Source organism: Streptomyces sp. NPDC001194, assembly GCF_042896985.1.
Taxonomy (GTDB): Bacteria; Actinomycetota; Actinomycetes; order Streptomycetales; family Streptomycetaceae; genus Streptomyces.
This window is the reverse complement of the sequence record NZ_JBIAXU010000016.1, coordinates 111710-135715: the sequence shown is the minus strand read 5'-3', so window position 1 is coordinate 135715 and position 24006 is coordinate 111710. Positions and strand designations below refer to the sequence as shown.

The 24006-nt window shown below is 73.3% G+C and carries 19 protein-coding genes; 11 read left to right on the top strand and 8 right to left on the bottom strand.

Features of this window, described 5'->3' with window-relative positions:
* Positions 1–143: 143 nt before the first annotated feature.
* Positions 144–1598, top strand: coding sequence for a carboxylesterase/lipase family protein (locus ACFY1T_RS26995; RefSeq protein ID WP_390790466.1), 1455 nt, complete (start codon positions 144–146; stop codon positions 1596–1598).
* Here the strand turns inward: ACFY1T_RS26995 and ACFY1T_RS26990 are convergent.
* A complete protein-coding gene (locus tag ACFY1T_RS26990) occupies positions 1576–2817 on the bottom strand; it encodes an alpha/beta hydrolase (RefSeq protein ID WP_390790465.1) in 1242 nt (413 codons plus the stop codon). The two genes, ACFY1T_RS26995 and ACFY1T_RS26990, sit on opposite strands and share 23 nt — an antisense overlap.
* Positions 2818–3097: 280 nt before the next feature.
* Here ACFY1T_RS26990 and ACFY1T_RS26985 point away from each other — a divergent pair, with 280 nt between their 5' ends.
* From ACFY1T_RS26985 to ACFY1T_RS26975, 3 genes are read left to right on the top strand one after another with little or no spacing between them, the layout of a single operon-like run.
* Positions 3098–3979 carry an alkaline phosphatase family protein gene (locus ACFY1T_RS26985; RefSeq protein WP_390790464.1) on the top strand — a complete coding sequence of 294 codons (882 nt, stop codon included), beginning with the start codon at positions 3098–3100 and terminating at the stop codon, positions 3977–3979.
* A gap of 2 nt (positions 3980–3981) precedes the next feature.
* A complete protein-coding gene (locus ACFY1T_RS26980; RefSeq protein WP_390790463.1) occupies positions 3982–5292 on the top strand; it encodes an MFS transporter in 1311 nt (436 codons plus the stop codon).
* A gap of 47 nt (positions 5293–5339) precedes the next feature.
* On the top strand, positions 5340–6368 hold the full coding sequence (locus ACFY1T_RS26975) for a TolB family protein (protein WP_390790462.1): 1029 nt from the start codon (positions 5340–5342) through the stop codon (positions 6366–6368).
* Positions 6369–6427: 59 nt separating this feature from the next.
* On the opposite strand, the gene ACFY1T_RS26970 is transcribed toward ACFY1T_RS26975, so the two are convergent.
* Positions 6428–7114: a GNAT family protein gene (locus ACFY1T_RS26970; protein ID WP_327134653.1), complete on the bottom strand. Its 687-nt coding sequence runs from the start codon at positions 7112–7114 to the stop codon at positions 6428–6430.
* A gap of 869 nt (positions 7115–7983) precedes the next feature.
* Here ACFY1T_RS26970 and ACFY1T_RS26965 point away from each other — a divergent pair.
* From ACFY1T_RS26965 to ACFY1T_RS26950, 4 genes are all read left to right on the top strand, one after another.
* Positions 7984–9063, top strand: coding sequence for an SIS domain-containing protein (locus tag ACFY1T_RS26965; protein ID WP_390790461.1), 1080 nt, complete (start codon positions 7984–7986; stop codon positions 9061–9063).
* Between the two features lie 96 nt (positions 9064–9159).
* Positions 9160–9612 carry an SRPBCC family protein gene (locus ACFY1T_RS26960; RefSeq protein ID WP_051805939.1) on the top strand — a complete coding sequence of 151 codons (453 nt, stop codon included), beginning with the start codon at positions 9160–9162 and terminating at the stop codon, positions 9610–9612.
* A gap of 91 nt (positions 9613–9703) precedes the next feature.
* Positions 9704–10378: a (2Fe-2S)-binding protein gene (locus tag ACFY1T_RS26955; RefSeq protein WP_390790460.1), complete on the top strand. Its 675-nt coding sequence runs from the start codon at positions 9704–9706 to the stop codon at positions 10376–10378.
* 48 nt (positions 10379–10426) lie between these two features.
* The gene (locus ACFY1T_RS26950) at positions 10427–10576 is read left to right on the top strand and encodes a hypothetical protein (protein WP_390790459.1); all 150 of its coding nucleotides are present in this window, start codon (positions 10427–10429) and stop codon (positions 10574–10576) included.
* Here ACFY1T_RS26950 and ACFY1T_RS26945 read toward each other — a convergent pair.
* Both ACFY1T_RS26945 and ACFY1T_RS26940 read right to left on the bottom strand, forming a co-directional pair.
* Entirely contained in the window at positions 10566–12341 is a 1776-nt protein-coding gene (locus ACFY1T_RS26945; protein WP_390790458.1) for a S8 family serine peptidase, read from the bottom strand. The two genes, ACFY1T_RS26950 and ACFY1T_RS26945, sit on opposite strands and share 11 nt — an antisense overlap.
* A 289-nt stretch (positions 12342–12630) precedes the next feature.
* A complete protein-coding gene (locus ACFY1T_RS26940) occupies positions 12631–13989 on the bottom strand; it encodes a cation:dicarboxylate symporter family transporter (RefSeq protein WP_390790457.1) in 1359 nt (452 codons plus the stop codon).
* A gap of 108 nt (positions 13990–14097) precedes the next feature.
* On the opposite strand from ACFY1T_RS26940, the gene ACFY1T_RS26935 reads away from it, so the two are divergent.
* Together ACFY1T_RS26935 and ACFY1T_RS26930 are read left to right on the top strand one after the other, a co-directional pair.
* A complete protein-coding gene (locus ACFY1T_RS26935; RefSeq protein WP_390790456.1) occupies positions 14098–15702 on the top strand; it encodes an ATP-binding protein in 1605 nt (534 codons plus the stop codon).
* Complete coding sequence (locus tag ACFY1T_RS26930) at positions 15699–16430, top strand: response regulator (protein WP_390790455.1); 732 nt, start codon at positions 15699–15701, stop codon at positions 16428–16430. The genes ACFY1T_RS26935 and ACFY1T_RS26930 overlap by 4 nt, the downstream gene beginning before the upstream one ends.
* Here the strand turns inward: ACFY1T_RS26930 and ACFY1T_RS26925 are convergent.
* Both ACFY1T_RS26925 and ACFY1T_RS26920 read right to left on the bottom strand, forming a co-directional pair.
* Entirely contained in the window at positions 16379–17233 is an 855-nt protein-coding gene (locus ACFY1T_RS26925) for a tyrosinase family protein (protein WP_390790454.1), read from the bottom strand. The two genes, ACFY1T_RS26930 and ACFY1T_RS26925, sit on opposite strands and share 52 nt — an antisense overlap.
* Complete coding sequence (locus ACFY1T_RS26920; protein ID WP_390790453.1) at positions 17230–17634, bottom strand: tyrosinase family oxidase copper chaperone; 405 nt, start codon at positions 17632–17634, stop codon at positions 17230–17232. The genes ACFY1T_RS26925 and ACFY1T_RS26920 overlap by 4 nt, the downstream gene beginning before the upstream one ends.
* 275 nt (positions 17635–17909) lie before the next feature.
* Here ACFY1T_RS26920 and ACFY1T_RS26915 point away from each other — a divergent pair, with 275 nt between their 5' ends.
* Positions 17910–19301: a glutamate decarboxylase gene (locus ACFY1T_RS26915; protein WP_030868734.1), complete on the top strand. Its 1392-nt coding sequence runs from the start codon at positions 17910–17912 to the stop codon at positions 19299–19301.
* Between the two features lie 187 nt (positions 19302–19488).
* On the opposite strand, the gene ACFY1T_RS26910 is transcribed toward ACFY1T_RS26915, so the two are convergent.
* Together ACFY1T_RS26910 and ACFY1T_RS26905 are read right to left on the bottom strand one after the other, a co-directional pair.
* Positions 19489–21948, bottom strand: coding sequence for a Helicase associated domain protein (locus ACFY1T_RS26910; RefSeq protein ID WP_390790452.1), 2460 nt, complete (start codon positions 21946–21948; stop codon positions 19489–19491).
* Between the two features lie 117 nt (positions 21949–22065).
* Entirely contained in the window at positions 22066–23889 is a 1824-nt protein-coding gene (locus ACFY1T_RS26905; RefSeq protein WP_390790451.1) for a sigma-70 family RNA polymerase sigma factor, read from the bottom strand.
* Between the last annotated feature and the right edge of the window lie 117 nt (positions 23890–24006).

The following is a 24006-nucleotide window of genomic DNA, read 5'->3' as shown; positions in this document are numbered from 1 at the left end:
CGGTCCAACCCGGCCCGCCCCGGGCCGGGTCACGCCTTGTCACCCCTCGCAGGCCTGTGCGACCGTGCCCGGGAGGCGGAACACCGGATTCAGTGGTGCAGTGATGCAGGGGTGCGTGACGCACCGGGCCGACGGAGGAAGCGATGAGCACAGCGGGCGGCAGCGGCCGGCCCCGGGTCAGGACCGGGTACGGCGTCGTCGAGGGCCGGACCGGTCCGGCCGGGACCTTCTCCTTCCGGGGCATCCCGTACGCGGCCCCGCCCGTCGGCGCCCTGCGCTTCGCCGCGCCCGCGCCGCCGGCCGCCTGGGAGGGCGTGCGCGACGCCGGCGCCTTCGGGCCCACCGCGCCCAAGGTGCCGTACCCGCCGAAGTTCGCCGCGCTGCTGCCCGACCCGGACGTCCCCGGGGACGACTGCCTGAACCTCAACGTGTGGACCCCGGACCCGTACCCCGGAGCCCGGCTGCCCGTCATGGTGTGGCTGCACGGCGGGGCGCTCACCCGCGGCTCCTCGGCCGTCCCCGTCTACGACGGCTCCGCCTTCGCCCGCGACGGAGTGGTGCTCGTCTCGGTCAACTACCGCCTGGGCGTCCTCGGCTACGGGCTCTTCCCCGACGCCCCCGCCAACCGCGGGCTGCTCGACCAGATCGCCGCCCTGAACTGGGTCCGGGAGAACATCGGGGCCTTCGGCGGGGACCCCGCCCGCGTCACCGTCTTCGGCGAGTCCGCCGGAGCCATCAGCGTCGGTGCCCTGCTCGGCGCCCCCCGCGCCGCCGGGCTCTTCGCGCAGGCCGCGCTGCAGAGCGGCGCCCCCGAGGTGCTGGCGCGCGAGAAGGTGCGCGCGATGGTCCGGCGGATGGCCTCCCTGCTGAAGGTCCCCGCGACCGCCCGGGCCTTCGGCGCCGCCGCCCTGCCCGACCTGCTCGCCGCCCAGGCCGCCGTGCTGCGCCGCTCCAGCCCGCTGACCGGAGGCCCCGCCTTCGGCCTGGTCACCGACCCGGACACGCTCCCCGGGGACCCGCTGGAGGCCGCCACGGCGACGGACGTGCCGCTGCTGCTGGGCTGGACCACCGAGGAGTACCGGCTCTGGCTCGCCCCCATCGGCGCGCTGCCGGTCATGGACCGGCTCGGCCCGCTCACCGTGGCCCTGGCCCGCGCCCGCAGCGGCAAGGACCGGGCCGCCGTACGGGCGCTGCGCGCCGCACTGCCCGGGGCGGGCCCGGCCGAGCTCGCGGGGCAGCTGCTCACCGACCGGCTGCTGCGCGATCCGCTGCGCAGCCTCGCGGGGGCGCGGCGGTCCGCCCCCAGCTTCCTGTACGAGTTCGGCTGGCCCTCGGGCATTCCCGGGCTCGGCGCCTGCCACGCCCTGGAGCTGGGCTTCGTCTTCGACACCCTCGACGTGCCGGAGTCCTCCTGGCTGGCCGGGCGGCAGGCCCCGCAGGAGCTGGCCGACCGGATGCACGCGGCCTGGGTGCGCTTCGCCGTGACCGGGGACCCGGGCTGGGCGGCCTGGGACGGCAACGGCCCGCCGATGGTGTTCGGCGGGCCGAGGCGCGAGGAATCCATCGGAGCGGCGGTTACTCCACCGGTCCTTCCATGACCTTGCTGATGAACTGGATCGGGCCCTCGCCCATGTTCGGCACGTAGGTCTTGGCGTTGTGCTGGCCGCCGGGGATGACCCTCAGGCTGGTGTGGATCGGTCCCTTGCCGTACGTCGCGACGAACTTCTGCACGTCGGGCAGCGTCTTCTTGTTGCTCTCGTTGTCGCCGACCTGGAAGGCGAGGTAGACGTCCGGAGAGCCCTTCTTGTCGATCATGGCCTTCGCCAGGAGCTCCGGGTTGTTCTCGGCCTTCTCCTTGTCGTGGCCCTTCCACAGCGAGGAGTCGGGCACGATGTCCGGGCCGGAGCAGATCGCGGCCTTGAACTTCTCCGGGTACTTGAGCACGGCCTTCAGGCTCGCGAAGCCGCCGGTGGAGGAGCCCATGTAGGCCCAGCCGTCACGGGACTTGACGGTGCGGAAGTTCGCCTTCACCAGGTCCGGGACGTCCTCGGTCAGCCAGGTCCCCATCTTGGGCTGGTCGGGGATGTCGGAGCCGTCCCAGTAGACGCCCTTGTCGTCCGGGCCCGGGTTCAGCACCGGCATGGCGAGGATGAACGGCTTGCTCTTGCCCTCGGCGTACCACTTGCTGATGCTGGTCTGGAGCCCCAGGTCGGTGCCCATCCAGTAGTTGTTCGGGTAGCCCGCGCCACCGGGTAGGGCGATCATGACCGGGAAGCCGCTCTTGGCGAACTTCGGGTCGTTGTACTCCTTGGGAGCCCAGACCCACACCTTGCCCTTGAAGCCGGACTTCTTGCCGTCCAGTGTGGTGACGGCCACGTGCGTGCCGTCGGCCAGGGTCATCGAGTTCTTGAACTCGGCCTTCGGGCCGGTGGGCATCAGTGCCTTGGAATTGGCCGCCTGCTTCGCGGCGCCGTCGGCGCCCGCCTGGCCGCCGCCCCCGGCGGGCTGGCCGAAGGAGACGTCCTTGCCCTTGTCGGTGAACGGGGGTATCTCGAAGTGGTACATCACCCCGGCCGCGATGCCCGCGAGGGCCAGGACGGAGACACCCGCGATCAGCCAGCGCCTCGCCCGGCGCGGCCGCGGACGCTCGTACTGGGGCTCCTCCGGCCCGCCGTAGGGCGGCTGCGGCGGCCCGTACGGCGGCTCGGGCTGGTACTGGGGTTCGTACTGCTGCGTGTACGAAGCGCCGTAGGGCTGCTGCTGGTACTGCCCTTCCGATCGGTACGGCTGGTGCTGTCCGTCGGGTGAGTACGACATGTGCGGTTGCTCTCCGGCTGGTGCTGCCCCGTGGGGGGATGGTCTCGTCCCCGCCAGGGGGTGGTCTCTTCTGTTCGAAGGATGAGCCTACGTGCTGCCCGGTTCCTCTTTTTTCCAGGTCTTGGGCTTCCTCGGGGCAGGGCGTTGCCGAACACCGGGAGGGCCACCGGAGTTCCCGGGCTGTTAGCCGACTGTCCCTGGCCCATGCACATGCCCCTGGGTATGGTGCGTGCGCGCCGCCACCAGACCCCCCTGCCCGGAGGTATTTTCCGTGTTTGGCATGACCTCGTCACGGTCCGCCCGAAAGACCGCCCTTGCCACCGCCTTCGGCCTCACCGCCGCCGGCACGGCCCTGTGGGCCGGCCTCGGCGCCGCCCAGCCCGCCCACGCGGCCGGCCTGCCGGCCCCCGACCACGTCGTCGTCGTGGTCTTCGAGAACCACGCCTACAGCCAGGTCATCGGCAGCTCCAGCGCCCCCTACATCAACTCCCTCAAGAGCGGCGGCGCCAACCTCACGCAGTCGTTCGGCATCACGCACCCCAGCCAGCCCAACTACCTCCAGCTGTTCTCCGGCTCCAACCAGGGAGTCACCGGCGACAGCTGCTACACCCCCGGCTTCAGCTCCGCGCCCAACCTGGCCTCCGAGCTCATCGCCGCCGGCAAGAGCTGGGCCAGCTACAACGAGACCCTCCCCAGCCAGGGCTCCACCACGTGCAGCAGCGGCAACTACGCCCGCAAGCACAACCCCTGGTTCGCCTTCTCCAACGTGCCCACCAGCACCGCGAAGACCATGACCCAGTTCCCGACGGACTACACCACCCTGCCCAAGGTGTCCTTCGTCGTCCCGAACCTGTGCAGCGACATGCACGACTGCTCCGTCGGCACCGGCGACACCTGGCTCAAGAACAACCTCAAGGCCTACGCGGACTGGGCCAAGACCCACAACAGCCTGCTCGTCGTCACCTTCGACGAGGACAACCGGCTCGCGGGCAACAAGATCCCGACCGTGCTCTACGGCCAGCCCGTCACCCCCGGCAGCACCTCGTCCACCACGTACAACCACTACGACATGCTGCGCACCCTGGAGGGCCTGGCCGGCCTGACCGCCCACGCCGGGAACGCGGCCACCGCCAAGGACATCACGGGGATCTGGGCCTCCTGACCATGTACGTTGCGGACAGCCGCGGTACCCCCGCGCACGCCGTGACCCCCGAGCCGCAGGCCGTCGCCCCGGGCATCCGCCCGGGGCGGCGCGCCGCGCTCGCCCCCACGGTCCTCGCCCTCGGCACGGTCAGTCTGATCACCGACGTCTCCTCGGAGATGGTCACGGCCGTGCTCCCGCTCTACCTCGTCGCGGGCCTCGGCCTGTCCCCGCTCGGCTTCGGGCTGCTCGACGGGATCTACAACGGCATCAGCGCGCTGGTCCGGCTCACCGGAGGCCACCTCGGCGACCGCCTCGGCCGCCACAAGGCCCTCTCCGGCCTCGGTTACGGCCTCTCGGCCCTGTGCAAGCCGCTGCTGCTGCTCGCGCACACCCTCCCCGCCATCGGCGCGGTGCTCGCCCTCGACCGCACCGGCAAGGGCCTGCGCACCGCCCCGCGCGACGCGCTGATCTCGCTGGCCGCCGCCCCCGAGGACCGCGGCCGGGCCTTCGGGGTCCACCGGGCCATGGACACCGCGGGCGCCCTGATCGGGCCGATCCTCGCCTTCCTGATCCTGCGCGGCGCCGCCGACGGCTACGACGCCGTCTTCACGGTCAGCGCCTGCGTGGCCGCACTCGGCGTGCTCGTACTGGTCCTGTTCGTCCCCGGCCGGCGCACCGAGCCGTCGCCCGGCGCCGAGCCCGTCTCGCTGCGGGCCGCCTTCGGGCTGCTGGGCCGGCGCGACCTGCGCCGGATCAGCCTCTGCGCCCTGCTGCTCGGCCTCTGCACCGTCAGTGACGCCTTCGTCTTCCTGCTGCTCCAGCACGCCACCGGGATCGCGGACCGCTGGTTCGCGCTGCTGCCGCTGGGCACGGCCGCCGCGTTCTTCCTGCTCGCGCTGCCCCTCGGGCGGCTCGCCGACCGGATCGGCCGCTGGCGCGTCTTCCTCGGCGGCCACCTCGCGCTGCTCGCGGCGTACGGGCTCCTGCTCGCCGGCGGCGCGGGCCACACGCACCACGCGGCCCTGCCGTACGCCGTGCTCCTCCTCCACGGCGGCTTCTACGCGGCCACCGACGGCGTGCTGATGGCCGCGGCGGCCGGAGCCGTGCCCGAGGAACACCGCGGCGGCGGCCTCGCCCTCGTCCAGACCGGCCAGGCCCTCGCCCGGTTCGCCGCCTCGCTGGGCTTCGGCGCCGCCTGGACCGTCTGGGGCCCCCGCCCGGCCCTCGCGGCCGCGGCCGTGCTGCTGGCCGCCGCGGCCGCCGCCTGCGCCCGGCTGCGGCCCGCCGACGCGACGGACACCCGGGCCGCCGACCGGGCGCGGGCCGACTGAGCAGTCCGGCCCGCCTCCGAAGTCCCCCACATCCCCGAAAGGCCCCCATGACCCTCCAACGCCGGATCCTGATCCTCGTCTGCGCCGTCCTGCTGCTCGCCGCCGTGGGGGTGCTCGCCGTCGTACGGGCCTCCTCCCGGGCCGACGAGAAGAACCAGACCCAAGCCGGCGGGCCGCAGATCACCCGGGGCGCGGTGACCCTGGCCCCGGACGGGGGCGAGCGGCGGATCGTGTTCCGGAACATGGCGTGGGGCCCGCACCGCGACGAGCTCGCCACCGTCCCCGCCGGCGCGCCCCAGGGCCCCCGCACCGCCTCCGGGGTGAGCTGCCTGCGCTTCCACGCCGCCGCCGGCACCGGGATCTGCCTCCAGGCCGACAAGGGAGGGGTCCAGGAGAGCTACCGGGCCGTCGTCCTGGACGCACACCTCAAGGAGGTCTCGGCCCACCCGCTGGCCGGCATCCCGACCCGCGCCCGGGTCTCGCCCGGCGGACACCTCGTCGCCTGGACGGTCTTCGTCGGCGGGGACTCGTACGCCGGGACCGACTTCTCCACCAGGACCTCGCTGCTCGACCTGCGCACCGGCACGTTCGACGCCTCGCTGGAGGACTTCGCGATCCGCAAGGACGGCAAGGCGTACCGCAATGCCGACGTGAACTTCTGGGGTGTGACCTTCGCCGCCGACGAGCGGACCTTCTACGCGACGCTCGCCACCGGCGGCCAGACCCACCTGGTCCGCGGCGACCTCGTCGAGCGCACCGTGACCACGCTGCGCGAGAACCTGGAGTGCCCGTCGCTGTCACCCGACGGGACCCGGCTGGTGTTCAAGAAGCGGGTGCCCGGCCTGTCACCGGACGCCCCCTGGCGGCTGTACGTACTGGACCTGGCCTCGATGCGGGAGACCCCGCTCGCCGAGGAGCGCAGCGTGGACGACCAGGTGGTGTGGACGGACGACAAGACGGTCGTCTACTCCCTGCCCGGCGACTTCGGCGCCGACCTGTACTCGCTGCCGGCCGACGGCAGCGGCGCCCCCGCGCCGCTGATGGCGTCGGCCCTCGCCCCGGCCTTCCTCGGCTGACGCCGGGAGGAAGGGCCGGGGCGGGGCCGCCGCGGACGGCTGCGCCGGACGCAGGACCGTTACGCCGGGACCAGTGTCTTGCGGCGCCGCTTGCGCTGGGCCCCCGCGGACAGCTTCAGCTCGATGATCGACCGTACGGCCGGCCACTCCTCGTCGAGGATCGAGTAGAAGGCGGTGCTGCGCACGGCGCCGTCGAGCCCCCGCGAATGGGCCCTGCGGACCCCCTCGCAGGTGAACCCGAGCCGCTCCATGGCGGCTCGCGAGCGCCCGTTGCGGGCGTCGGCGCGCAGCGAGATGCGGCGCACGCCCCAGGTCTCGAAGGCATGGCGGAGCATGAGCAGCTTCGCCTCCGTGTTGATGCCCGTCCCCTGGGCGCCCGGGGACAGCCAGGTATTGCCGATCTCGGCGGCATCGGGGATCGCGGTCGCCGGATCACCGAACGGGACGCCCGGCACGGCGGGCCACACCAGTGGCCCCTGCCAGTAGTCGAGTTCCAGGAACCGGGTCGAACCGACGACCCGGCCGTCGGTGGCTCTGACCACCGCGAAGGGGAGCGATCGACCCGCCGCCTGATCTGCGAGGGCGCGGTCGATGTACTCGTGGGACGCCTGCACCCCATGGGGTACGGGGGTGAAGGCGTAAGTCGTACGATCCTCGGCCCCGGCCAGGGCCAAGGCCTCGGTGTGGTGGGGGGCGAGGGGCTCGAGCCGCACGGAGCGGCCGGCGAGGAGTACGGGTACGGGCACGGAGCCTTCGGTCCTTCTGGGCGGTGGGGTGGTTGCACAGTGTGCGTCCCTGACGTCACCCCCCGCGCAAAACGCGGGTGAAAGGCAACGGGCTGTCAGGTGAACGCGAGTGGCTCAATGTAGCTCCTAAATGTGCTCTCATGAACCCCCAAATTGGCAACGCCGCGGCCATGTTTTTCGATGACTTTGGTCCCCGCCCGGGAGCCCCCGTAATCCTGATCCGCGGACATCCGTTCCGGCGCGCCGCACGGGTCCCCCGGACGGCCGCCCAGAAGGCCTCCGATCGGCCTACAAACACCCTCTGACCTGCGTATACATTGAGCGCTCCGGGTGTGCCCCGCAGGGGCCGGACCGGCCGCGCGGCGGACGGTCCCGGGGTCCCGCCCGGGCCGCCGGGGCATCGAACAGGTGGCCTTCGGTGATGTGTCCAACACCGGCCCCGGGGCCCTTCGGGGCACGGGCCCGTGCCCGGTGGCGCCGCGGGGCGCCGGACGGGCGTGCCGGGCGGTCCGGAGGGCGGTTCGGAGGGGGGTCCGCAGGGTGGTCGGAGGGCGGTCCGAGAGGTGGTCCGGAGCGTGGTCCGCACCGGTGCGATCGACCGCTTCGTCAACCACGGCACCGCCACCGAACCCTGCGCGCTCATCCCGGTCGGCCCCGCCCCCGCCGCGCTCCGCCACCTGCTCTTGCGCCGGGTGGGCGTGGAATCCGGCCCGGCGGCCCCGGGCCGTGAACGAGAGGAGGACGGGGATCCGGCCCCCGGGGGCGCCGCCCGCCCCCTACCGTCCCTCCAACACACCGTTCCCGTGCGGACCCCCACAGGTCGGCGCGGGCCGTCACCGACGTTCCAGGAAAGGCGAGGGACCCCCACCATGCCCGGATCCCGCATCACCTTCATCGAGGGCCAGGCCGGCCAGGGCGCCGCCCTCGCCCGGATCGCCGACCGCGTCCGCACCCGGCTCGCCTCACCGCGGTACGCCGCGCTGCGCGGCGCCCGGCGCCCCCTGCTCACCGGGATGGGCGCCTCGTACGCGGCCCTGGCCGTCCCCGTACAGCAGCTGCGCGCGGCCGGGGTCGTCACCCAGCGCGTGCTGTCCAGCGAGATCGAGACGGGCACCGCGGGCTTCGACACGGACTGCCTGATCGCCGTCTCCCAGGGCGGCCGCAGCCGCGAGACCATCGCCGCCTTACGGTGCGCCGCACCCGGCATCACGAGGACCGCGCTGCTGGGCGTCGTACCGTCGCCCCTCGGCGAGCTGGCCGACCTGACCCTGGACCTCGGCAACGAGCCCGACTCGTACGCGTCGACCATCGGCTACACGGGGACGGTCGTCGCCCTCGACCTGGTCGCGGGAGCCATCGCGGGGCGCGGGCAGGACCCGTGGGGCGACATCGCCGAGCAGACCGCCACCGTCCACCGGCAGGCCGCCGAGGTGGTCGCGGGCCTGCGCGGGCGCGCCGCCCGCTGCGTCGCCTCGGACGCGGTGGCGGCCGGCGCCTCACGGGCCTCGGCGGAGGAGGGTGCGCTGCTGCTGCGCGAGGTGGTCCGGATGACCGCGGCCGCCTGCGCGACCCGCAACTACCTGCACGGGGGGATGGAGTCGGCGGGCAACACCCTGCACCTGGTCTTCGGCGACGGCCGCGAGATCGAACTGGCCCGCTCGCTGGCCGCGGCCGGGCACCTCACGCTGCTGCTCACCACGGCCCCCGCCGAACCGTCGGGCAGCCTGTCGGTGATGCGCCTGCCCGGAGTCCCCGAGGCCGTCCGCGCGGTGCTGGAGGCGGTGGTGGTGCAGGAGCTGGCGGCCCAGCTCAGCGCCGAGCGCGGCGTGCCGATCGAGTCGTTCGTCTTCGCCCACGACGACACCAAGCAGGGCGGCCCGGACAGGTCCGGCTTCCGGGTGGCCGCCCACGCCCCCGCGGGCGACGGCGCAAGGGCTCCGGGCCCCTGATTCCGCCAGGGCCGCAACTCAGGGGTGCTGCGGGGAATGCCCGGTCTGCGACGCTGGTTGCCCCGTCACGAGATCGAAACCCAGGGGAGCCCCGGCATGACCGAGACCGTCACCCGCATCGAGTACACCTTGCCCGTGAACGACCCCGTGGCCGAGGACCAGGTCCAGCTGAGCCGCGACGACCTGTGGACGGGGCTGGTGGCCAAGGCCGCCGACCCGCGCCCCTACGTGCCGGCGATCACCGAGTGCACGGTCCTGTCGGAGACCCCGCAGGGCCTGGTCCGTGAGATAGCCCGCGCCGGGGACCGCTTCCGCGAGGTCGTGGTCTTCGACATCGGGCACCGCGTGAGCTTCCGCCGCTCGGACGAGAAGGAAGTCTGGACCATCGACAACGTCATCGACGAGGACCCGACCGGCGCCCTCACCCTGACGTTCAGCGGAGAGTTCGGGCGCGAGTTCGCCGCCTCCCGGCTCGCCGCGGTGCGCACGTCCATGGCCGAGACGGCCGCCCGCACCCTCGCCGTGATCCGAGAGTCCGCCGCGGCCTGAGACGGCCGGGACCGGCCGGGACGGCCCGGGACGGCCCGGGACCGTCCGAGCCGGCCTGGGACCGGCCCGGAACACCTGGGATCATCCGCACATGGACTTGGTACTGCGCCGACTCGCCGCCGTCGGGCCGTTCTTCACCGTCCCGTACGGGACGGAACCGCCCGGGGACGGCTTCCTGCCGCTGAGCGAGCTGTACGGGCCCCGGCTGGAGCCGTACGTCGCCGAGGTCGGGCGGCGGATCGGCAGCGGGCCGGGGCGCGTCGCCGCCTCGACCGCGCAGTTCGGGATCGCCTCGCGGCTGTGGTCGATCGGGCTCGGCTGCGCCGCGCTGGGCGGGCGGGTGCCGGACCTGGGGGCCGACCGGGTGTGGTGGCGGCTGCCCGGGGCGGGATCGCTGGAGCTGTGGCTGCCCGAGCCCGGCGTCGGGGACCTGCCGGCCGAGGCGCTCGGGGAGGCCGTGCTCGGCAACCTCGCGGTCCTGGACGCGCGGCTGCGGGAGCGGTACGGGCTCTCGCCCAAGGTGCTGCGCGGCAATGCCGCGTCGGGGCTGGCCGGAGCGGTGCGGGTGCTGATCGACCGGGTCCCGGCCGGCCCGGCGGTGTCCCTGGCCGCACGGCTGCTGGCCGAGGACGGACCGCTCGGCGGAGCCGGCACCTTCATCCACGAAGAGGGGCTCGGGGTGGCCTTCGTACGCCGCAGCTGCTGCCTCTACTACAAGGTGCCCGGCGGCGGCCTGTGCGGTGACTGCGTACTGCGCACCAGGTAGCGGCCCGGCCGGGACGTCCGCAGAGGCCGGGAGCGTGGCGGGCGCCGCGTGAGAACGACGGAGGCCATCGGGGCGCAGTGGTTCCGCTCCCCGATGGCCCCGCACCCGCACCCGCACCGCGACGTCGACTTCGACCGGCGCGCCGGTGTCCTGCGGCGCCGGTCGCCGGTCCGTCAGTCCGACGGCACTAGAACGTGAGGTTCCAGGCGTCGATCTTGCCGGTGTCCGAGTTGGCGTTGTCGTTCACGCGCAGCTTCCAGAGGCCGCCCGCGACCTCGGAGGAGGCGTTGACCGTGAAGGTCTGGACGATGTTGTCCGTGCTGCCGCCGGCCCGGTTGCTCAGGGTGTAGACGGTGCCGTCCGGGGCCACCAGGTCGACCTTGAGGTCACCGATGTAGGTGTGCTTGATGTCCACGCCCACCTTGAGGGTGGCCGGCGCGTTGCCGCTCACCCCGCTGACGGTGATCGGGCTCTCCACGGTCGCGTTGTCGTTGATCGCGAAGTCGCCGAGGTTCTCGAAGTACTTCCCGGGCGGCGGGGTGGAGCCGACCGCCTTCAGCGCGTCGACCTGGCCCTCGCCGAAGAACGAGTTGTTGGCCGCGGTACCGGTGCACCGGCTGTCCGACGGGCAGGCGATGTCGTTGGCCTGGGTGGCCAGCTTGTCGCGCAGCTGCGCCGGGGTGATGCCCGGGTTGGTGCTGGCGAGCAGCGCCGCGACACCCACCACGTGCGGGGTGGCCATCGACGTACCGCTCTTGGTGCCGTACTTGCCGCCCGGCACGGTGGAGTAGACGTCGCTGCCCGGGGCCGCCACGTCGATGACGCCCGAGCCGAAGTTCGAGAACGAGGCCTTCGAGGTGCCGGAGCCGTTCGCCGCGACCGTGACCACGCCCGGGAGCTCGGTCGGGATGTCGAGGCAGGCGTTGGTGATGGTGCGGGTGACCGGCGTCGAGTCGTTCGGGCTCGCGGAGTCGGTCGTCTTGTGGGCGAGGTCGTAGTTCTCGTTGCCCGCCGCGGCGATCTGCAGGGAGCCCTTGCCCTCCGCGTACTCCTGGGCGCGCTTGACGCCCTCGATGATGGCGGCCTGGTCGATGTTGTCCGGGCAGTTGAACTGCCACGGGTCCGTGTAGTAGCTGTTGTTGGTGACCTTGAAGCCGTGGTCACCGGCCCACACGAAGCCGCAGATGGTGTTCTCGGCGAAGAAGAACGAGTTGCCCGGCTCGGCGACGCGGACCGCGGAGATCTTCACGCCCGGGGCCACGCCGACGACGCCCTTGCCGTTCTTGGCGGCCGCGATGGTGCCGGCGACGTGCGTGCCGTGGCTGTCCACGTCACGCCAGGCGCCCGTACGGGTGTCCGGCTTGCCGTACGCGCAGGAGACGGAGTCGGCCGCGTTGAAGTTCGGCGCCAGGTCCTGGTGCTGGTCGTCCACACCGGTGTCCAGGATGCCGACCTTGACGGAGGAGGAGCCGGTGGTGACGGCCCAGGCCTGGTCCGCCTTGATCTGGCTCATGTCGGCGCGCACGGGCTCGCCGGCCGGGGTCGAGGACTGCGCCGGGTTGGCGGGCAGCGCCGGGTTGTAGGCGTCGGCCGGGACGTCCGAGGTACGCGTGGCGCCGACCTGCTGGACCCCGCTGACCCCGCGCATCGTCGTGGCGAAACCGGCGGAGGCGGAGTGGGCGACGATCACGCCGATGGCGTCGAAGTTGGAGAAGACGGTGCCGCCGTTGGCGGCGATGGCGTTGCGGACCGCCGTGCTGTCACCGGGGGCGGTGATCACGAGGTAGGCGCGCGTGCCGGCAACCCAGGTCGCACTCTGGGAGGTCGGCGCCGCGGCGGCCTTGCCCGCGGCCTTGGCGGGCGCGGAGGTGATGCTCTGGCCGGAAGGGGACACGGGGGCGGTGCCGGCGAGTGCGGCGGGGGCCCCGAAGGCGAGTGCGGCGCCGAGTGTGGCGGCCAGCACGAGGGTACGTCGAGGTCGGCTGGATATGTGGGGTATCAATGCGTCCTCCGGAGACGGCCTGGAGGTGCTCATGACACCTACCGGGCCGTACGAAACGAGTGGTGGACGCAAGATGTCAGACGCGTGCCCCGGTATGGAAGTACCTTTTACCGCACGACACTTAACGGCCCCATGGCCGAAAATAGACCATGGGGCCGCGTGAGGGCGGTGTGAAGGGGGTGTGAGGGCCGGCCGGCCCGGGCACCGTGGGGGCGAGCCCGGCTCGGCCGGCCCGTGACGGGCGTTCCGGTCAGACCGGAACGCCGTCCTTGGCGCCGGCCGACGAGGGGGCGGGCACGGTGGGGAGCTCCGCGCCGTGGCCGTCGTCGATCAGCGTGGTCTCGTCGAACTCCAGGCGTCCCGCCAGGACTTCGGTGGCCCGCTCACGGTCGAACTCCTTGGTCCAGGTGCCGATGAGCACCGTCGCCACCGCGTTGCCCGCGAAGTTCGTCAGCGCCCGGGCCTCGCTCATGAACCGGTCGATGCCCACGATCAGCCCGACGCCGTCCACGAGCTCCGGCCGGTGCGACTGGAGCCCGCCGGCCAGTGTCGCGAGCCCGGCGCCGGTCACGCCCGCCGCGCCCTTCGAGGCCACGATCATGAACAGCAGCAGCGAGATCTGCTCGCCGATGGCCAGCGGCTTGCCCATGGCCTCCGCGATGAACAGGGAGGACATCGTCAGGTAGATCGCGGTCCCGTCCAGGTTGAAGGAGTAGCCCGTCGGCACCGTGATGCCGACCACCGGCTTCGAGACGCCCAGGTGCTCCATCTTGGCGATCAGCCGGGGAAGCGCCGACTCCGAGGAGGAGGTCGAGAGGATCAGCAGGAACTCGCGGCCCAGGTAGCGCAGCAGCGAGAACACGTTGAGCCCCGTGCACACCCGCAGCAGGGTGCCGAGCACCACGAACACGAACAGCAGGCAGGTCGTGTAGAAACCGATCATGATCACGGCCAGTGACTTCAGAGCGTCCATCCCGGTCGCGCCGACCACCGCCGCGATCGCGCCGAACGCGCCCACCGGCGCCGCCCACATGATCATCGCCAGCACCCGGAAGACCAGCTTCTGCACGTGCCCGATCCCGCGCAGCAGCGGCTCTCCCGCCGTGCCCATCGCCTGGAGCGCGAACCCGCACAGCAGTGCCACGAGCAGCGTCTGGAGCACCTGCCCGCCGGTGAAGGCGGAGACCAGGGTGGTCGGGATGATCCCGAGCAGGAACTCGGGCGTGCTCTGCGCCCCGCCCGCCTTGGCCTGCGCCTCGCCGGCGTGCTTGACGGCCTCGGTCAGGTGCAGTCCGCTGCCCGGCTCCAGCAGGTTCCCGACCAGGAGCCCGATGGCCAGCGCCACCGTGGACATGATCATGAAATAGCCGAGGGCGAGGCCGCCCACGGCGCCGACCTTCGCGGCCTTGCGCACCGACCCGATGCCCAGCACGATCGTGCAGAAGATCACGGGCGAGATCATCATCTTGATGAGGTTCACGAAGCCGGTGCCCAGCGGCTTGAGCTCCACGGCCGTGCCGGGTGCGGCGAAGCCGACGGCGATGCCGAGGAGCACCGCGGCGATCACCGCGATGTACAGATAGTGGGTCTTGTCGCGTCTGCCGGCCACGGCTCGCCTCCTGGTGGTGAATACGTCCCGGGAGGACCATCGCCCGAGGCTGTGACCCCGGTCACCCTTGCGTTCATTGAGTTCACGGCCCGGTGCACACTGAGCGCCATGTTCCGTTTCCCCCGGCCCCCGCGCAGCCTCGCCGGCCAGCTGTTCGCCATGCAGGTGCTGCTGGTCGCCGTGGTCGTGGCCGGCTGCGCCGTCTTCGCGTACGCCACCGCCCGCGGACAGGCCGAGGAGGCCGCCCGGCGCCAGGCGGGGGCCGTGGCCCGTGCCGTGGCCGACTCCCCGTCCGTGCGCGAGGGCGTGCGCGGGGCCGCGGCCGGCGCCGACCCCTCGGTCGCGCTGCAGCCGTACGCCGAGCGGGTCCGCGTGGACTCCGGGGTGGACTTCGTGACGATCATGGCCCCGGACGGGCGGCGCTGGACGCACCCCGACCCCCGCCGCATCGGCGAGCCCTTCATGGGGAACACCGGCCCCGCCCTGCGCGGCGAGACCTTCAGCGAGACCTACACCGGCACCCTGGGGCCCTCCATCCGCGTGGTCACCCCGCTCATGGACGACGGCCGGGTCACCGGCATGGTCAGCGCCGGCATCACCGTCCGCGCCATCAGCGCCCGCCTCGCCGAGCAGCTCACCGCCCTCGCCTGGGTCGCGGCCGGCGCGCTCGCGCTCGGCGGAGCCGGCACGTACGTGGTCAACGCGCGACTGCGGCGGCACACCCACGGCATGAACGCGGCCGAGCTCAGCCGGATGTACGACTACCACCAGGCGGCCCTGCACGGCGTCCGCGAGGGCCTGCTCATGCTCGACGGCCAGCGCCGCATCACCCTCATCAACGACGCCGGACGCGAACTGCTCGGCCTACGGGGGGAGGTCCGGGGCAGGGGCGCCGCCGACCTCGGGCTGCCCGCCCCGCTCACGGGCGCCCTGCTCGCCGACCGGCCCCGCGTGGACGAGGTCCACCTGACCGCGGACCGGGTACTCGTCCTCAACAGCTCGCCCGTCGCGGGAGGCGGCCGCCGCGGCACCGTGGTCACCCTCCGCGACCACACCGAACTCCAGTCGCTCACCGGCGAGCTGGACCAGGAACGCGGTTTCACCGAGGCGCTGCGCTCCCAGGCCCACGAGGCCGCCAACCGGCTGCACACCGTGGTCTCCCTCATCGAACTCGGCCGGGCGAACGAGGCGGTGGAATTCGCCACCGCCGAACTGCAGCTGGCCCAGGCCCTCACCGACGAGGTGGTCACCGGGGTCGGAGAACCCGTCCTGGTGGCGCTCCTGCTCGGCAAGGCCGCCCAGGCGCACGAGCGGGGAGTCGAACTGTTCGTCACCCCCGACAGCCGGGCCGTCGACGCCGGCACCGGAAACCTCCCGGCCCGCGACCTCGTCACCGTGCTCGGCAACCTCCTCGACAACGCCGTCGACGCCCTCACCGGCGTCCCCGGGGCCCGGATCGCCGTCACCGTGCGGCCCGAGCAGAACGCACTGCTGCTCCGCGTCGCCGACAATGGCCCCGGGCTGCCCGCGGGCGCCGATGCCGACGTGTTCCTGCGCGGCTGGTCGGGCAAGGGGGAGGGGCGCGGCCTCGGCCTCTCCCTGGTCCGGCAGGTGGCCCACCGGCACGGCGGCAGCGCGGTGGCCGCCGAAGGTCCGGGCGGCGGAGCCGAGTTCACCGTACGACTGCCCATGCGAAGGGAGCCGACGCCATGAGCGAAGCACGGGAGGCGGCCGAGGTGTCCCCGGTGCGGGTGCTGGTGGTCGAGGACGACCCCGTCGCCGCCGACGCGCACGCCCTCTACGTCGGCCGGGTGCCCGGCTTCACCGCCGTCGGCGCCGTCCACTCGCTCGCCGAGGCCACCCGCGTCCTGGAGCGGACGCGGGTCGACCTGCTGCTGCTCGACCTCACCCTGCCCGACGGGCACGGGCTGCGCTTCGCCCGTCGCCTGCGGGCTTCAGGGCATCCCGTGGACGTGATCGTGGTGACCTCGGCGCGGGACCTGGCCGTGGTGCGCGAGAGCGTCTCGCTCGGGGTGGTCCAGTACGTGCTGAAGCCGTTCGCCTTCCCGACGCTGCGCGAACGGCTGCTGCGCTACGCCGAGTTCCGGGCCACCGCGGGGGAGGCCGCAGGACAGGGCGATGTGGACCGGGCGCTCGCCGCCCTGCGCGCCCCCGGCCCCGCCGAGCTCCCGAAAGGGCTCAGCGCGCCGACCCTGGACCGGGTCGGCGCGCTGCTGCGGGCGGCGCCCGAGGGGCTGACCGCGGCCGGGGCGGCCGAGGCGGCCGGGATCTCCCGGATCACGGCCCGCCGCTACCTGGAGCACCTGGTGGACACCGGGCGGGCGGACCGCACCCCCCGCTACGGGCAGGTCGGCCGCCCCGAACTGCACTACCGCTGGCTGGCCGCGGAGGCGGGCACCGGTTCCGTGTCGAAGGTGTAGAACTTCCGGTGGTCCAGCAGGTCCGCCGGGGTCACGTCGTTCCAGGGACGCATGGTGTCGTGCAGGTCGACGACGTTCGCGGTGCCGGCGGCCGGCAGGTACGCGGACTGGGGGTGGCGGGCCTGCCACTCGGCCCACAGCTTGTCGACGTAGGCGTGGTGCATCCAGAACACCGGGTCGTTGGGGGAGACCCCGGTGGCCATCTGGCCGCCGACCCAGACGTGCACCCGGTTGTGCAGGTTGGCGCCGCGCCAGCCCTCCAGGTTGTTGCGGAAGCCGTTCGAGGAGCTGTTCCAGGGGGCCATGTCGTACACCGGCATGGCGAGGACGGCTTCCACCTCGGCCTTGGTCGGCAGCTCGGCCACGCCCTCGCCCAGCGCGCGGCGCAGGTAGGCGCGCCCGTCCACCCGTACGTTCACGTTGAACTTCCCGGCGGCGTACGCGAACGGCCCGTCCATGACCTGCCCGTCGCGGGCCCGGCCGGTGCCGCCGAGGAAGTCGGCGGCCCAGAGGGAGGAGCGGGAGGTGCGGTCGGCGCTCCAGTCCCAGTAGGGGAGCGATACCTTCGCGTCCACTTTCTGCAGCGCGGCCTCGAACTCCAGCAGGAAGCGGCGGTGCCAGGGCAGGAACGACGGGGAGCGGTGGCCCACCCGGTCGCCCGAGTCGGTGTCGCTCATGATGAACCCGTTGTGGGTGGTCACGAAGCGGTCGTACGCACCGGTGCGCTTGAGTTCGAGCAGCGCGTTGGTGAAGGCGCGCTTCTCCTCGGCGGTGAGGGCGGCCTGGTTCTTGCGGACGGTCATGCCGTGCCTCCCATGGGCGCGAAGGGGGCGAGGACGGCGCCCTGGAGCTCGCGCACCGCGGCGCGGGCGAGCGAGGTCGGATCGGCGAAGGTCTCGTAGTGGTTGACCACGCTGATCCAGGTGCCGTCGGCGTTGCGCATGACGTGCAGTTCGCGGCCGTCTATCCGGACGGTGGGCAGGGCGTCGTGCCCGCCCCCGTGGTGGCCCCCGTGGTGGCCGCCACCGGTGGTGGCCGGGGTGATCTGGATGCGGCGGCCCTGGTAGACCTCGTCGACCGTGCCGGTGGGTATGGAGGCGCGGGAGTCGGCGGCGGCTGCGTGCGCGGTGGCGCCGGCTATGCCGAGGGCGGAGAGTGCGCCGGCGGTGGTGCCCAAGGCCTGCCGGCGGGTGATCTTGTTCATGGGCCGAAGAACTATCAGGGCGCCACGGGTCGTTGACCTGTATCCGGACATCGGTGGATAAGTTGCCCGTAGAACCAGTTTGGTCGATCTTCCCGTCCGAACGGGCTGCGGCGGCCCGGACGGGAAGATCTTCGAGGAAAAGTCTACTCGACGGTAATTTATCCGGTCGCACGCGGCTTCTATGTGGAGCGTCACACCGCGGAGTCGGCCGGAAGCTCTCGGTTGCAGTGCCCGGCTAGCGCTGTTTGTGACGAGCTGTCACCTATAGTCCGAACATGGCTCTTCATGAGACGAAAGACGTACGCGACGCCGACGCCGACTCGGACGTGTTCACGTCCGCCCTGAGCGGCCAGATCCTCCCCAAATACCGCATGCCCGACGACCACTCGCCCACCGAGGTGGTCTACGAGCTGCTCAGCAACGAGCTCCTCCTCGACGGAAACGCGGCCCAGAACCTGGCCACCTTCTGCACCACCTGGTCCGACGACGGCGTGCACCGCCTGATGAACCAGTGCCTCGACAAGAACATGATCGACAAGGACGAGTACCCGCAGACGGCCGAGATCGAGGCCCGCTGCGTCAACATCCTGGCCGACCTGTGGAACGCGCCGGCCGGCGGCGCGGCCACCGGCTGCTCCACCACCGGATCCAGCGAGGCCGCCATGCTCGGCGGCCTCGCCCTCAAGTTCCGCTGGCGTGCCCGCCGCCAGGCCCAGGGCCTCCCCGCCGACCGGCCCAACCTCGTGTGCGGGCCGGTCCAGATCTGCTGGGAGAAGTTCGCCCGCTACTTCGACGTCGAACTGCGTCAGATCCCGATCGAGGCCGACGCCACGGGCCTGCGGCCCCACCAGCTCGCCGAGTACGTCGACGAGAACACCATCGGCGTCGTCGCCATCCTCGGCGTCACCTACACCTGCGACTACGAGCCCGTCGCCGAGATCGCCGCCGAACTCGACCGGATCCAGGCCGAGCACGGCTGGGACGTCCCGATCCACGTGGACGGGGCCAGCGGCGGCTTCGTCGCCCCCTTCCTCCACCCCGACGTGGTGTGGGACTTCCGGATCCCGCGCGTCGCCTCCGTCAACACCTCCGGGCACAAGTACGGACTCGCGCCCCTCGGCGTCGGCTGGATCGTGTGGCGCACGGCCGACCTCCTGCCCAAGGAGCTCGTCTTCGACGTGGACTACCTCGGCGGCGACATGCCGACCTTCGCCCTCAACTTCTCCCGCCCCGGCGGCGAGGTCATCGCCCAGTACTACCTGTTCCTCAGGCTCGGCCGCGCCGGCTACCGGCGCGTCCACGAGGCCTGCGTCGCCACCGCCCAGTACCTGGCCGGGGAGGTGGCCGCCATGGGCCCGTTCACCCTGCTCTACGACGGCCTCGGCGGCCTCCCCGCCGTCTCCTACCGGCTCACCGACCAGGCCGCGGCCGGGTTCAGCCTCTACGACCTCTCCGACCGGCTGCGGATGCGCGGCTGGCAGGTACCGTCGTACCCGCTGCCGGCCGCCCGCGACGCCACCGTCATCCAGCGGGTGCTGATCCGGCACGGGGTGACCCGCGACCAGATCGCCCTGCTCGTCACGGACCTGCGCAACGCCGTCGAACACCTCACGGCGACGCCCCCGCCGACCCCGGCGACCGAACCCCGCTCGGGGTTCCACCACTAGGGGGCATCCGCCGGGCTCGCGGCGGTGGGCACCGCGCCTCGCCGCCGTGTCCTCGGTCGCCGACACACCACGTCGCCTCCTCCCCCTGCCTTCGGCGGGGGGACCCCCGCGTCCGCCTTGCGATCCACGGCGCCCACCACCGCTCCCTGATCCGGCCCGGTCGACAAGACACCCCCCAGGGGGGCGCTCAGGCGGACGCCGACCAGCGCATGCCGAGGGCGTCGAGGGCGGCGACGCGCTCCGGGGCGAGGGCCGAGGCCCGTGAGCGCTGGTTGGCGATCCAGACGCCCAGGCGCACCTCCTGGCCGCCGACCTGCTCCACGTGGCCGCGCGGAACCCGCAGGTGCTGCTCGCGGGTGTGGAACTGGCGGGCCGCGGCCAGGTGCCGCGCCCACTTCTCGTTCTGGGTGCGCCGCGGCCGCGGGCGCTCGGCCGGGCCCGCCCCCGTCACCCCGAGCGCGTGCTCCAGCAGCCAGCGCTGCGCCCAGGCCAGCTGCTCCCAGGCCAGCCGCTGGCCGCGCACCCACCGGCCCAGGTCCTCGCCCTGGACGACCACCTCGCCGGGGGCGAGCGGCAGCCGCCCGCCCGCGTCGAGGTGGACGCGCGTCAGGTGGAAGGCCCGCTGCCATGAGACGTCCCAGGCCGGGCACCAGGACGCGTCGATGGCCTCCAGGGCCTCCCGGCGCTCCTCCGGCAGGGCGCCCGGGCCCACGCGGCGGGCGGCGGCCCGCTGGTTCTTGACCCACACCCCGACCGGCGCGCCGCGCCAGGTGGCTTCCGCGGGCGGCAGCAGGTGGCCGTGTTCCGCCGCCCAGCCGCGGGCCGCCTCGAGCCCCTCCTCGTACGCCACGTCGAAGTGGCTCCACACCATGCCGAGTTCGTCGAGCTGAGCGACCCGCTCCCGTCCGAGGGCGCCCCGGCGGCGGGTGCGCCGCGCGTCCGCGATCCACTGGCCGAGCGGGAACCGGCCCAGCCCGGGCGGCCAGGCCCCGCCGGCTGGTTCCGCGCCGGCCCGGGCCTGCGCCGCCGGCTCGTCCGGGACCCGGAACGCGAACGGCACCCGCAGGTCCCCGGCCCTGGCCGCGTAGATCCGGGACGCCTCCACCCCGCGCCGCCAGTGCTCGCGCTCGGGATGCAGCACCCGCAGCCGGATGAACGCCGCCAGCAGTGCCGGATCCCTCGGGGTGGAGAAGCTCAGCAGGGCCTGCGCCCCGGTCCGCACCCCGGATCCGGCCACGGCCTCGCTCCCCGACTCCGCCCGCGGCCGGCTCGGCGCCTGCGGCTGGGCCAGCGATTCGACCAGCCGGGTGTCGTGCGCCCGCAGCGCCTCCAGCAGCCGCGCGAGGTCCCCGTACGCGCGCGAGGTCAGCATCGACTCGGCCGTCTCGCCGGGCCCCAGCAGTACCGGCACCACCAGCGAGGCGACCTTGCCCTCGCCGGGACGGATGCGCAGCGCCCGCCCGACGGCCTGGACCAGGTCGGGCATGGAGCCCCGTACGTCGGCCCAGAAGACGGAGTCGCACTCCTTGGTGTCCACGCCCTCGCCCAGTACCCGGACACTGCCGAGGAAGGCCTTGTCGGCGCCCCCGTCCGCGGCGAACTCCGCCAGCACCCGCCGCCGGTGCGCCGCCGTGTGCTGCCCGCACAGCCAATCCGCCCAGACCGTACGCGGATACACCGGCCCGGGTTCCCCGCCCGCGGCCCGCAGCCGCCGTGCCACCGCCGGCAGCCCGGCCGCGAACGCCTCGGCCTCCCGGGTCAGGTGGTGGAAGACGAGGGTCCGCCGGAACCCCTGATCGGCGGCCGCCTTCACCAGCGCCGCCTGCAGGGCCGCCAGCCGCGACCCGCGCACGGCGTCGGAGCGCGCACCCGTGCCCAGCAGCACGGCCGCCTGGAACCCCGGATCGCTGACGTCCACGCACACCACCCGGTACGGGGCGCAGATGCCGCGGTCGACGGCCTCCGCCAGGGTCAGCGTGTGGCAGCGGGCGCCGAAGGGGCCGTCCGGGTCGTCCTCCATGGACGCGACGAGTTCGCCCCGCCCGGGGCCGCTCTCCTCGTCCTCCTCCGCGCCGTCCTGCCAGACCCGGGGCGTGGCCGTCATGTACAGCCGCCGGAGGGAGGGGATCCGGGTGTTGTCGTGCACCACGGCCCACGGTTTGCCGATCCGCCCGGAGGTGCGGTGCGCCTCGTCGACGACGATCAGGTCCCAGCCCGGCAGCCCGGCGAGGTGGGCCTGCTCGATCGTGCCCAGACCCAGCGAGGCGTACGTGGCGTACACCGTCACCCGGTCCGCCGACGGACCCGCCCGGCGGGCCAGCTCGGCCGGATCGGTGGTGGCCGGCATGCCCGCGTCGGAGGGACGCAGGCTGCACACCGCGAGGGTGCGCCCGGTCCGGCCGCCCTCGCGCCAGGCGGCCGCCGTCTGCACGAGCAGGTCCAGCGAGGGTACGAGGACCAGCACGCGGGCGGCCCGCAGCTCTTCGGCCGAGCGCACGGCGACCAGGGACTTGCCGGAGCCGGTGGCCATGATCACCTGGGTCCGCAGTCCGGCCCCGGGCACCCGGCCGCCGACGGGCAGTTCGAGTGCCCGGAGCACGGCGTCGACGGCCTCGCGCTGGTGCGGACGGAGCTCTTTCCTCGCCATGTGCCCCGCTCCGTCCGTCCGCCGCCATCAGGCCTGATCAGCCTTTTCGGCTCCAGACTCCATCCTGCACGAGTTGTGAAGCACGAGGGGCCCATGGCGCGGGCGGAGCCTTGCGGATCACATCTTGGCGCCGAAGTTCTGCGTCCACCACGGGCCGCCCGGGCCCGTGTGGATGCCGACGCCGATGTCCTTGAAGGAGCAGTTGAGGATGTTGGCGCGGTGGCCCGGGCTCTTCATCCACGAGTCCATGACCGAAGCCGCGGTCTGCTGGCCCCGGGCGATGTTCTCCCCGTACGTCGACCAGCGGTACCCGGCGGCCGTCGTGCGCTTGCCCGGGTCGGCGCCGTCGGGATTGGTGTGGTCGAAGAAGTCCCGGGCCGCCATGTCGTCGGAGTGCCCCTGGGCGGCGGACTGCAGCTTCGGGTCCTCCTTCAGCGGGCCGCAGCCGGCGGCCGCGCGCTCGGAGTTGACCAGTGCGATGACCTGTCCGGCCACGCCGGAGGGGGCGGGCCCGGGAGCGGGTGCCGACGGGCGCGGGGCCGGCGCCTTGGACTTGGTCGGCGTGGGGCTCGGCGTCGGGGTCTCGGGGGACGCGCTCGGCGAGGCGGAGGCCGAGGGGGAGGGGGAGGGGGAGGCCGAGGCGGAGGGCGAGGCGGAGTCCGAGGGCGACGCGGAGGCGTCGGGGGCGGAGAGCGCGGACAGCGGGGCGGCGGGTGCGGCGCCGTTGTCCTTGTCGTCGGAGCCGGGGAACCCGCCGAGGTAGGCGAGCCCGCCGCCCGCGACGCACGCGGCGAGCACCGCGCCGCCGACCGCGCGGCGGCGGCTCTGCCGGCGCTTGCGTAGGAGGCTGCGGCCGCCGCCGGGGGTGGCGTCCGGTATGCCGCCCTGGCCGGAGACCGTGGGGGTGAGCTGCGTCGCGGCGTCGGAGACGTCCGTGCCGTCGAAGCCCGTGCCGTCGAAGCCCGTTCCGCCGAAGCCGCTTCCGCCGAAGCCGCTTCCGTCGAAGCCCGTGCCGTCGAAGCCCGTGCCGGTGTCGGGAGAGTACGCCTGGCCGCCCGCGCCCGCGCCCGCGCCCGCGTCCGCGCCGCCGTCGTACGAGTACGCCGCGTCGGCCGGGGCGAAGTTCGCGCCCGCCGCGACGTGGCCGGCGGCCGCGGCCGACCGCACTCCCGCCAGCAGCGCCACCGAGACCGGGACCAGGGCCAGGCCGGCCAGCAGGCCCTCCGCCGGGAGCAGTCCGTTCCACAGACCCGCGCACCGCAGGCACTCACGGGCGTGCCGGGCTATTCGCTTGCGCCACAGCGTCGACGGCACCCCGTCCCAGGTGCCCGTCATCCCGCGCAGACCCTCGCACGGCGGCTGCGCGCCCAGCGCCCGCTCGACCACCCGGGCCGACTCCAGCTGCGCCTTCATCCGCTGCACCCGTACCGCCGTGTGCTGCGGGGACAGTTCGAGGGCGGCGGCCACCTCGGCGCGGGTCAGCTCGCCGGCGCACTCCAGCCACCACAGCGACAGCAGCGCCCGGTCGTCGGTCTCCAGCCAGCGGGTGGCGCGGGCGGTCTCCCGCTGCTGGCCTTCGAGCTGGAGCCGCAGGACGGTCAGATCCACGAAGTCGGCGCCCGGATCGGCCAGTTCCCAGGCGGCTTCGAGACCGCTCTCGCCCGGGGCGCTGTGCCGCGCCTGCCAGTGCGCCCGCACCCGGTTCATGGCGATCGCGACCAGCCAGGACCGGAAGCTGTCGTCCGACCGCAGGGTGCCCAGCCCGTCGAGTGCCCGCAGCATGGTGTCCTGCACCACGTCGTCCACGTCGACGGAGCCGTTCAGCGCGCGCCCGACGATGTTGTAGACGAGGGGCAGGTAGGTGCCGACCAGCTCGTCCTGCGCGCGGAGATCGCCCGCGCGGGCGGCTGCCACCAGCGCTGCCGTGTGCTGTGTAGTCATGTGAGGTTCCCTGTCCGTACCGGCGGTCGATGATGCCCGATACCTGGGAGACCGTCGAGCGCGGCCCGGATAACGGTTATCCGGAAGAAGAACCCGAAGAACTTTTCCCGGAGGCTG